This window comes from Paracraurococcus ruber, assembly GCF_004353985.1.
Taxonomy (GTDB): Bacteria; Pseudomonadota; Alphaproteobacteria; order Acetobacterales; family Acetobacteraceae; genus Paracraurococcus; species Paracraurococcus ruber.
In genome coordinates this window covers 1-10568 of sequence record NZ_SMOA01000198.1, presented here as the reverse complement: position 1 = coordinate 10568, position 10568 = coordinate 1, and the positions used below count along the sequence as shown (strand labels likewise).

The following is a 10568-nucleotide window of genomic DNA, read 5'->3' as shown; positions in this document are numbered from 1 at the left end:
CGCCGGGCCCGCGCCCTGGCGCGACGCCGGGTCCGCCCGCTGCGCCGCACCCGCGCCCTGGGCGCGACGCCGGGACGGTCCGGCCCCGCCGGATGGCGCCGCGGGACCTTTCCGGTCAGGCGCCGACTCGCGGAGCCTGAACCCGGCGCCCCCTGCCGCGCTTGGATCGCGGCAGGGGAGGCGGGCGCTTCGATGACGACACGGCGGCGATGGGCCTGGGGCCTCGGGGTCGGGCTGCCGCTGCTGGCCCTCGCGCTGGTCCTCGCGCTGTTCCGCTGGGACTGGCTGATCCCGGTGATCGAGGCGCAGGCGGCGGCCCGGCTGGGCCGGCCGGTGACCCTGCAGCATCTGCATGTCCGGCTCGGCCGCACCATCACGGTGGCGGCGGAGGGACTGCGCATCGGCAACCCCGCGGGCTTCGAGGCCGACCCGCCCTTCGCCGAGGTCGCCCGCGCCAGCGCCGACATCGAGCTGGGGCCACTGCTGCGCGGCGAGGTCGTCATCCCTTCGGTGGTGGTGGAGCGGCCGCGGGTGGCGATGATCGGCCGCGCCGATGGCAGCACCAACTATGCCCTGGGCGCCCCCGCGCCGGCGGGGGAGGAACTGGGGGAGGATGCCGGGGAGGGCGGGCCGCGGATCGGCGCCCTGCATATCCGCGACGGCCAGGTGCATGCCGCCATCGCCGGGCTGCAGGCGGATTTCGCGGTGACCCTGAACACCGAGGACCCGGCCCCCGGCAGCGGCGATGACCCCGCCCTGCTGGCCGAGGCACGGGGCACCTATGCCGCCCTGCCGATCGCCGCCCGCTTCCGCGGCGGCGCCGTGCTGAACCTGCGGGATGCCGACCGGCCCTGGCCGGTGGACCTGCAGCTGACCAACGGGCCCACCCGGGTCACCGCCCGGGGCACGGTGCGGGACCCGGTGAAGCTGGCCGGCGCCGATGTGCGGCTGGAGGTGCGGACGCCCGACATGGCGCTGCTCTCCCCGCTGATCGGCGTGCCGATCACCCGCACGCCGCCCTTCCAGGCCAGCGGCCGGCTGGACTACCGCGCCGGCAGCTTCCGCTTCACCGATGTGCAGGGGCGGGTCGGCAGCAGCGACATCGCCGGCGCCTACACCGTCAGCACCGGCGCGCGCACCGTCTTCACCGCCGACCTGCGGTCCCGCCAGGTGGACCTGGCCGATCTCGGCGGCCTGATCGGCGGCACGCCCGGCCGCGCCGGGGAGGCGGGGCAGACCGCCGAGCAGCGGCGGGAGATCGCCCGGCGCGCCGCCAGCCCGCGGCTGCTGCCCACCACGGCCATCAGCGTGCCGAGCCTGAAGAAGGCCAACATGCATGTCCGCTACCGCGCCGATGCCATCCGCGGCGAAGGCATGCCCTTCGACGGGCTCGAACTGGTGCTCGACATCGAGGATGGCGTGATCCGCCTGCATCCCGGCAAGTTCCGGGTCGGCCGCGGCGAGATCGCCGCCGACGCCACCCTGACCCCGCAGCCGAACGGCGCGGTGCGGGCGGCGGCCGACATCGCGCTGCGGCGGATGGACATCTCCCGCCTGATGCAGGCGGCCGGGGCCGGGGGCGCCGGCACCCTGGGCGGGACGGGGCGGATCGAATCGACCGGCCGTTCGCTGTCGGAACTGCTGGGCAATGGCGATGGCGGGCTCACCATCGTCTCGGTCGGCGGCAATCTCAGCGCCCTGCTCGCCGACCTGTCGGGGCTGGAATTCGGCAAGGCGCTGCTCTCCGCCCTCGGCGTGCCGGACCGGACGGAGATCGAGTGCCTGATCGGCGATTTCGGCCTGACCAACGGGGCGCTGCGGGTGAACACCCTGCTGCTCGACACCGACAGCCATGTGGTCACCGGCAGCGGCGTGGCCGGGCTGGGGAGGGAGGTGCTGGACCTGCGGCTGCGCACCGACAGCAAGCGCTTCAGCATCGGGTCCCTGCCGACCAGCATCGCCATCACCGGCAGCTTCAAGAACCCCTCCATCGCGCCGGAGGCGGGGGAGCTGGCGGCGCGGGCCGGCGCCGCGGTCGGGCTCGGCGTGCTCTTCGCGCCGCTGGCCCTGTTGCCGACCATCCAGCTCGGCGTCGGCGAGAACAGCCAGTGCGAGCGGCTGACGCAGCGGACCGGGTCGCGCTGACGCGAGGCCGGGGGCTGCAACAGACGGGCCTGGGCAGGCCAGGGCCAGAAGGGGCCTGGACGCACCGGCCGGGGCACATGGCCCGAGGCTCGCTGCCAAAGGCTCGCGGGCCAGGGCTCGCGGGAAGGTGTGGCGCCGCTGCGGCAACCGGCCCGCCCGGCGACCGCTTCCGGTGCGGAGCCCGTCACAGCGCCTGCCCGCGCCCAGCCCGAGACCTGATGACCACACACCCTGCCGAGAAGCCGGCCGGCGGCATCGCGCCCGCCCTCGATGGCGGTCAGTCCTTCGATCCGCAGAACCGCAGCAGCGAGGTCTTCTTCGCCGCGGTCGAAACCACGCGGATGCCGATGATCGTCACCGATCCGCACCAGCCGGACAACCCGATCATCTTCGCCAACCCCGCCTTCCTGGCGATGACCGGCTATGGCTGGGACGAGATCGTCGGCAGCAATTGCCGCTTCCTGCAGGGGCCGCAGACCGACCACGACGCGGTGCAGGCGATCCGCGACGCCATCCGCAACCGCACCGAGCTGGCCACCGAGATCCTGAACTACCGCAAGGACGGGTCGTCCTTCTGGAACGCGCTCTACATCTCCCCGGTGCACGACAAGCAGGGCAACCTGCTGTATTTCTTCGGCTCGCAGCTCGACGTCTCCCGCCGGCGGGATGCCGAGGACGCGCTGCGCCAGGCGCAGAAGATGGAGGCGCTGGGTCAGCTGACCGGCGGCATCGCGCACGATTTCAACAACCTGCTGCAGGTGGTGATGGGCTACCACGAGCTGCTGCTGCAGGGGCTGGAGCGGCCGGAGCTGGACATGGCGCGGCTGAAGCGCGGCCTCGGCAACGCCCAGGCGGCGGCGGAGCGCGCCTCCATCCTCACCCAGCAGCTGCTGGCCTTCGCCCGCAAGCAGCGGCTGGACGGCCGGGTGCTGAACCTGAACCAGGCGGTGCGCGGCATGCACGACATGGCGACGCGCACCCTGGGGGACGAGGTGGAGTACCGCCTCTCCCTCGCCGCGGACCTGTGGAATTGCCGGGTCGATCCCAGCCAGTGCGAGGTCGCGCTGCTGAACGTGCTGATCAACGCGCGGGACGCGCTGGCCGGGCGGCCGCAGCGGCGGGTGACGGTGGAGACGCGCAACGTGGTGGTGGGGGCGGAGGATGTGGCGAATTTCGCCGGCCTGCCGCCCGGGCGCTACGCCGCCATCGGCGTCACCGATACCGGCGTGGGCATGCCGGCGGTGGTGAAGGCGCGGGTGCTGGAGCCCTTCTTCACGACGAAGGAGGAGGGGAAGGGCACCGGGCTCGGCCTGTCCATGGTCTATGGCTTCACCAAGCAGTCCGGCGGCGCGGTGCGGATCTATTCCGAGGAAGAGGTGGGCACCACGGTCTGGCTGTATTTCCCGGCCGCCGAGGCGGAGATCCGCGCCGCGCCGGCGCCGGCCAGCCGCGCCATGGACCGGCAGGGGCATGAGACGGTGCTGGTGGTGGACGACCGCATCGATGTCGGCGACGTCACCCAGGCCTTCCTGGAGTCCTTCGGCTATCGCGTGCTACGCGCCGCCAATGGGCGGGAAGCACTGGCGGTGCTGGACGGGCCGGAGGCGGTGCAGATGCTGCTTTCGGACCTCATCATGCCCGGCGGGATGAACGGCGTGGTGCTGGCGCGGGAGGCGCGGCGACGCCGGCCGCGGCTGCGGGTGCTGCTCACCACCGGCTATGCCGAGGCGTCGCTGGAGCGGCAGGATGCCGGCGGGTCGGAATTCGAGGTGATCAACAAGCCCTACCGCCGACTGGACCTGGGGCGGAAGGTGCGCATGGTGCTGGACGGCCCGACCGGCATCGGCTGAGGCACGCGGCCCCCCGCCGGCGCCGGCGGGGGAAGGCCCATCCGGCGCGCAGCCGCCGCATGGCATCGGGCTGTGCGCGGGTCCGCTCTGCGGCGCTCAGGACAGCCGCAACCCGGGTTCATGCCGAGGGCGACATGGGATGGTCTGCGGCCGGCGAGGCCGGCGGCGGCGGCGCCGGAAGCCCGCCGCCGCGCCACCCCATCGGCATCGCCGCGCGGCGTCGATGGGCGCCTGTCCCGCGGCGTGCTGAGGCCGCGAGGGGGCCACCCGGCGCCTGGGTGCACGCGAAGCACGACCGGCGGCTATGGCACCTGACCGCCCGGCATCAGGCCCGGGCGCAGCGCAGCGGGTTGCGCAGCCAGAGCCCGGCCTGCGCCAGGGCGATCCCCAGCGGGACGGCCCCGGCCAGCAGCGCCGCGACCGGCGCCGCGGGCAGGCAGCGCAGCAGCACCGCCTGCGCCTCCCGCGCCGCGCCGCGCTGCACCAGGCCGCAGCCCAGCAGCAGCAGCGCCTCCGCCGGCAGGGTGCGGGGGCAGAGCGGACAGCCGATCGGCAGGGCCGCGTCCAGGGCGTGCAGCAGCGCGTCCAGCGGCGCGACCGCCGCCGTGGCGCCTTCCGCCGCAAAGGGCAGGCGCAGCGCCGGCAGCGGCGCATGGCCCTGCCGCGCCGCGGCGGCCCAGAGGCGGGCGCCGTCGAGCAGCAGGCGCTCGGCGGCAGGCAGGTCGTCCACCGGGGTCCCGGCCCAGGGCCAGGCGGGCAATCCATGGGTCGCCATCGCGGTCCTCCTGCGGCGGCCTGCCGCCGGCGGCGGATGGCGCGCCCCCTTGGGGTGGCGGCCTGCGGGGCGGACCGGTGCCGGCCCGCCGGGCCGTCGCGGTCCGCCCCGGGCAGGCGCTATGGCCGCAGGCTACCGCGAATGAGAATGATTCTCAATAACCCTGGGTCGCCGCAGTCTCACGCCAGCGCGAAGCGCTCCGCCCGGGTCGGGTCCGGCCCGTAGCGGTTGGAGCCCTGGAGCCCGGGCGTGCTGAACCAGATGATCAGCGCGATGGTGCCGATGACGGGAACCAGGCCGACCAGCAGCCACCAGCCGCTGCGGTCCGTGTCGTGCAGCCGCCGTACCCCGACCGCCAGGCCCGGCAGCAGCAGGCCGAGCGTGGTGAGCAGGTTGATCGTCCCCATGCCGTCGCGGCCGAACAGCGCCGCATCCAGCACGCCGGTCGCCAGCTGCATCAGGATGGTGAAGAGGAAGAACCACCAGTATTCCGAGCGCCGCGCCCGCCCCTGGAACACCGCGTATCGTGCCAGGCAGGTGCCGACGGCCTGCTGGAATCCCATGCGCTCCGCTCCCTCCCCAACCCTGACGGCAGGCTACCGCGCTTTGCGGCCGCCCGCGAAGGCGGGCCGGGCCTCGCTGCCGGGAAGCTGACCGGCCTCCTGAAGTCCTGACCGGCGGCCGGAGGGCAGGGCCCTGCCGGCAGGCCGCGGCAGGGGCCGCGGCGCCGGTATGGTGGCGCAGGCCATGCGGCGGCGCGCCAGGCCGGCCCGGCGCACCGGCAGCGCAGGCCTGGATGCCGGAGAGGGGGCGGGCCTGCCCCGCCCCGCTCGGCGCGGGCCGTCTGCACCCGGGTTGTCGGCAGCCGGGTTGTCGGCAGCCGGGTTGTCGGCAGCCGGGTTGTCGGCACAGGGCGCCGGCGCCGTGGCGGCCGGGCGCCGGCATGCGGGGCCTCAATGGAAGTCGCGGCTGGGCGGCAGCTTCAGGCGCGGATTGCCGTCGCGCGGCAGGGTGCGGGCATCCGGGCGGTCGGGCTTCGCCACCTCGTCGGCGCGGGCCAGGGCGCGGCGCCAGGGGGCATCCCCGGCGGACCCCGCCCCTGCCTTGGGGGCGTCCAGCGCGGCGAGGCCGGCGAGCAGCTCCGACCGGTCGAGCAGCCGCCGCACGATCAGGTGGATGATGGGCACCGCCGCCTCGTGCCGCTCCACCCGCCCTTCGGCGACGACCAGCCGGGCGGCGACCACGGCGGCGCGGAAGCGACGGGCGAGGTCGGGATAGACGACCAGGTTCGCCACGCCCCATTCATCCTCCACCGTGAAGAACACGACGCCCTTGGCGCTGCCCGGGCGCTGCCGCACCAGCACGAGGCCCGGCAGGCGCAGCCAGGCGCCGCGCCGCGCCGCATCCAGCATGCGGGTATCGGCCAGCCCCTCGGCCGCGAGGATCGGGCGCAGCAGGGCCAGCGGGTGCCGGCGGAGCGACAGGCCGGTCGAGGTGTAGTCCAGCACCGTCTGCTCGCCGGCGGTGGCGGCGGGCAGGCTCGGCGGCGTCTCGAACAGGTCGCCCTGCGGCAAGGAGACGGCCGCCGCGGGCTGGGCGGCGGGCTTCTCCACCGCCGCCGCCTCCCACAGCGCGGCGCGGCGGTCGAGGCCGAGGGAGCGGAAGGCATCGGCCTCCGCCAGCCGTTCCACCGTGCCGCGGTCGAGCGCGGCGCGGCGCACCAGGTCGGGCAGCGACGGCACCGGCGCGGCGTGCATCATGGCGGGGTCCGGGGCGGCCTTCCCCGCCGGCGTCTCCCCTGGCGCCGCGGGTGCCGCGTTCCGTGCCCGGCCGGCCGGGGCGGGGGCATCCGCCCATGCCGGCATCGCCGGATCGGCCTGCCGCGTGGCTCCCGCGGGATCGTCCTCCCGCGCGGCTCCCGCCGGATCATCCTCCCGCGCGGCTCCCGCCGGATCATCCTCCCGCGCGGCTCCCGCCGGATCGTCCTCCCGCGCGGCCCTCGCCGGATCGTCCTCCTGCGCGGCCCTTGCCGGATCATCCTCCTGCGCGGCCCTTGCCGCGACGATGCGCCGCGCCGCCGCCTCTCCCATCCCCTGCACCAGCCGCAGGCCGAGGCGGAGGGCGAGGCCGCCGGTGCTGCGCGCATCCGGCTCCAGCGTGCAGTCCCAGTCGCTGTGCAGCACATCGGCGGGGCGGATCGCCACGCCATGCTCGCGCGCGTCGCGGACGATCTGCGCCGGGGCGTAGAAGCCCATGGGCTGGCTGTTCAGCAGGGCGCAGGCGAAGGCGGCCGGATGGTGCCGCTTGATCCAGGCCGAGACATAGACGAGCTGCGCGAAGGCGGCGGCATGGCTTTCCGGGAAGCCATAGGTCCCGAAGCCCTCGATCTGGCGGAAGCAGCGTTCGGCGAATTTCTCCGAGACGCCGTTGCGGACCATCCCGGCGATGAACTCCTGCTGGAACTGCCAGATGGTGCCGACATGGCGGAAGGTGGCCATGGCGCGGCGCAATTCGTCGGCGCGGGCGGGGGTGAAGCCGGCGCCGACGATGGCGATCTGCATCGCCTGTTCCTGGAACAGCGGCACGCCAAGCGTCTTGTAGAGCACCTTCTCCAGCTCGGGCGACGGGTAGGTGACGTCCTCCTGCCTGTTCTTCCGGCGCAGATAGGGATGCACCATGTCGCCCTGGATCGGGCCGGGGCGGACGATCGCCACCTCGATCACCAGGTCGTAGAATTTGTCGGGGCGCAGCCGCGGCAGCATGTTCATCTGCGCCCGGCTCTCCACCTGGAAGACGCCGAGGCTGTCGGCGCGCCGCAGCATCGCATAGGTCTCCGGGCAGTCCTGCGGCACCGCCTGCAGGGTCAGCGCCGGGCCGCGATGATGGGCGATGAGGTCGAAGGCACGGCGGATGCAGGACAGCATGCCCAAGCCCAGCACATCCACCTTCAGGATGCGCAAAGCCTCGATGTCGTCCTTGTCCCATTCGATGGTGTGGCGGTCCGCCATCGCCGCCTTGGTCACGATGGCGAGCTCCGTCAGCTTCCCGCGGGTGATGACGAAGCCGCCGACATGCGTCGCCAGATGGCGGGGGAAGTCGAGCAATTCCTCGGTCAGCGCGCAGGCCAGGCGCAGCCGCGGGTCGCCCTCGGGGTCCAGCCCCTGGTCCTGGGCGATCTCGGCGATCGAGCTGCCGCCGGCGCCCCAGACCGACTTCGCCAGGCGGCCCGTCACGTCCTCCGACAGGCCCATGGCCTTGCCGACCTCCCGGATCGCGCTGCGGTCGCGGTAGCGGATCACGGTGGCGGCGATGGCGGCGCGGTCGCGGCCGTAGCGGCGGTAGATGTGCTGGATCACCTCCTCCCGCCGCTCATGCTCGAAATCCACGTCGATGTCGGGCGGCTCGTTGCGCGACGCCGAGATGAAGCGCTCGAACAGCAGGTCGTGCTTGTCCGGCGCGACGGAGGTGATGCCGAGCACGTAGCACACGGCGGAATTCGCCGCCGAGCCGCGGCCCTGGCAGAGGATCCCCTCGCCGACGGCGAAGCGGACGATCTCGTGCACCGTCAGGAAATAGGGGGCGTAGTCCATCCCGGCGATCAGCCGCAGCTCGTAGCGGAGCTGCGCCGCGACCTTGTCCGGCACGCCTTGCGGCCACTTCCCCGCCGCGGCCTCCCAGGTCCGCTTCTCCAGCGTCTGCTGCGGCGTCAGGCCGGGGTCGAGGATCTCGTCCGGGTAGTCATAGGCCAGGTCGTCCAGCGAGAAACGGCAGGCATCGACGACGCGCTGCGTCGCTTCGACCGCGTCCTCATGCCCGGCAAACAGGCGCAGCATCTCCTCGGCGGGCTTCAGGTGCGCCTCGGCATTCTGCTCCGCGGCATAGCCCAGCGCGTCCACGGTGGTGCCGAGGCGGATGGCGGCCAGCACATCCGCGAGGCGCCGGCGGTCCAGGACGTGGTAGCGCGTGCCGCCGGCGGCCAGCAGCGGCGCGCCGAGCGCGGCCAGCCGGTCCAGCCGCTTGCGGTCGTCGCCGCGGAAGCGGTGACTGGCGGCGCAGAACAGCGGCAGGGCCAGGCGGCGGCGCAAGGCGGCGGCGTCGCGGCGGAGGCGGTCGGCGAAGGCGTCGTCCGGCGTATCGGGCGGTACCAGCGCCAGCACCAGGCCCTCCGCCGCCTCGACCAGCGCGTCGCGCGCGACATGGCATTCGCCCTTCGGCGCCTCCATCCGGCCCAGGGAGAGCAGGTGGGAGAGCCGGCCATAGGCGGCGCGGTCGGTCGGCCAGGCGAGGTATTCGGTGCCGTCCAGCAGCGTCACCCGCGCGCCGGGGACGAAGCGCAGGCCCTCCTTCTTGGCCGCGACCCAGCCGCGGACCAGGCCGGCGAAGCTGTTGCGATCCGCTATTCCAAGCGCGGCATGGCCCAGCGCCCTGGCCTGCGCCACCAGCTCCTGCGGGTGGGAGGCGCCGTCGAGGAAGGTGAAATTCGACAGCGCGGCGAGTTCGCTGAACCGGGTCATCGCTCGGGACGCCGATGCGGGAGGGGAGGGAACTCCCCTTCCGCGCCCACCCCGCCTTTTTCTGTGGGTCCGCAGGCTGCAACGGCGGACTCGGAGAAAAAGGAGGTTGTGGGGGTTCGGGGGGTTCGGCGCACTGCGCCGAACGAGTTCTCTCCTTCTCCCCCGGGCCGGGGACGGCTCACTCGAACCTGCCATGCAGCCACCACGTCATCGCCTCCCCCGGCACCGCGACGCCGGAGCGGCACACCCACAGCCGGGCGCCCGAGGCCAGCTCCACCCGGTAGTAGTCGCGGAAGGGCCGGTCGGGCCGTTCGCGCCACCATTCCGGCGCGATGCGTTCCGGCCCCTCCGCCCGCGCCACGCGCCAGGACGTGCGGCCGAGGCGCAGCAGGGAAGGCGGCGCATCCGGCAGCAGCGCCACCGCCGTCAGCTGCAGGGGCCGCCGCAGCAGCCGGACCGGGCGCGGGCCGCGGCCGGGCCAGCCGGGCGGGATCTGCACCGCCTCGAAGGGCCCGACCCGCCAGGTCGCGCGTTCCGGCCAATGGCTGGCGCGCGGCGCGGCGCGCCAGACCTCGACGCGCTGGGACAAGCGGTCGAGCAGCTCCGCCAGCGCCTGCCGCCGGGTCTCCGTGGAAGTGCCGCCTTCCCCCGGCAGCGCCGCCTGCGCGGCCGAAAGCGGTGCGGTGGCGCGCGCCTCCAGCGCCAGGCGCTCGAAGCCGAAGCCGGGCTCGAGCCGTTCGAGCCTGTCCCGGAACAGCCGGGCGACATGCCGCGGCTCGCGCGCCGGCAGGCCGGTGCCGACCGCGACGGCCTGCACCGCGCCATCCACCCGGAAGGCCTGCAGCAGGAAGCGGCGGGCGCCCCGGCCGGCCTCGGCCAATTGCCTGCAGAGGTCGGGCAGCAGCAACGCCAGCGTGGCGTCGATGGCCTCGCGCGTGACGATGGGTTCCAGGAAGTCCTGCGCGGCGAGGAATTCCGCCGGCGGCCGCAGCGGCCGCAGCGGCTGCGGGCGGGCGCCGGTCGCCGCATCCAGCAGCGCCAGCAGCCCGGCGCCGAAGCGGCGCGCCAGCGGGCCGCGCGGCTGCCGCAGCAGGTCGCCGACGCGCCGCAGGCCCAGGCGATGCAGCGCGGCGATGGTGCCGTCGGGCAACCGCAGCGCGGCCAGGGGCAGGGGGGCGATGGCGACCGCCTCCTCCCCCGGCGGCACCACGATCTCCACGCCCGCGCGCGCCAGGCCGGCGGCGGCCGCGGCGGTGCCGGCGATGGCGATGCGCGCGGTGAGGC

The 10568-nt window shown here is 74.5% G+C and carries 6 protein-coding genes; 2 read left to right on the top strand and 4 right to left on the bottom strand.

The features are described 5' to 3' along the window. The first annotated feature begins 192 nt into the window (after window positions 1-192). Both E2C05_RS23780 and E2C05_RS23775 read left to right on the top strand, forming a co-directional pair. Window positions 193-2145, top strand: a complete 1953-nt coding sequence (locus tag E2C05_RS23780) for an AsmA family protein (RefSeq protein WP_133222131.1) — start codon at window positions 193-195, stop codon at window positions 2143-2145. 218 nt (window positions 2146-2363) lie between these two features. Further along, window positions 2364-3995, top strand: a complete 1632-nt coding sequence (locus E2C05_RS23775; protein WP_133222130.1) for a histidine kinase famiy protein — start codon at window positions 2364-2366, stop codon at window positions 3993-3995. 325 nt (window positions 3996-4320) lie between these two features. Here the strand turns inward: E2C05_RS23775 and E2C05_RS23770 are convergent, their stop codons facing one another. From E2C05_RS23770 to E2C05_RS33330, 4 genes are all read right to left on the bottom strand, one after another. Next, the gene (locus E2C05_RS23770) at window positions 4321-4770 is read right to left on the bottom strand and encodes a hypothetical protein (RefSeq protein ID WP_133222129.1); all 450 of its coding nucleotides are present in this window, start codon (window positions 4768-4770) and stop codon (window positions 4321-4323) included. A gap of 179 nt (window positions 4771-4949) precedes the next feature. Next, complete coding sequence (locus E2C05_RS23765) at window positions 4950-5333, bottom strand: DUF805 domain-containing protein (RefSeq protein ID WP_133222128.1); 384 nt, start codon at window positions 5331-5333, stop codon at window positions 4950-4952. Window positions 5334-5723: 390 nt separating this feature from the next. Next, on the bottom strand, window positions 5724-9284 hold the full coding sequence (locus tag E2C05_RS23760) for an error-prone DNA polymerase (RefSeq protein ID WP_133222127.1): 3561 nt from the start codon (window positions 9282-9284) through the stop codon (window positions 5724-5726). 178 nt (window positions 9285-9462) lie between these two features. Further along, a partial coding sequence (locus E2C05_RS33330) for a DNA polymerase Y subunit UmuC family protein (protein WP_158292333.1) occupies window positions 9463-10568 on the bottom strand: 1106 nt, incomplete at its 5' end.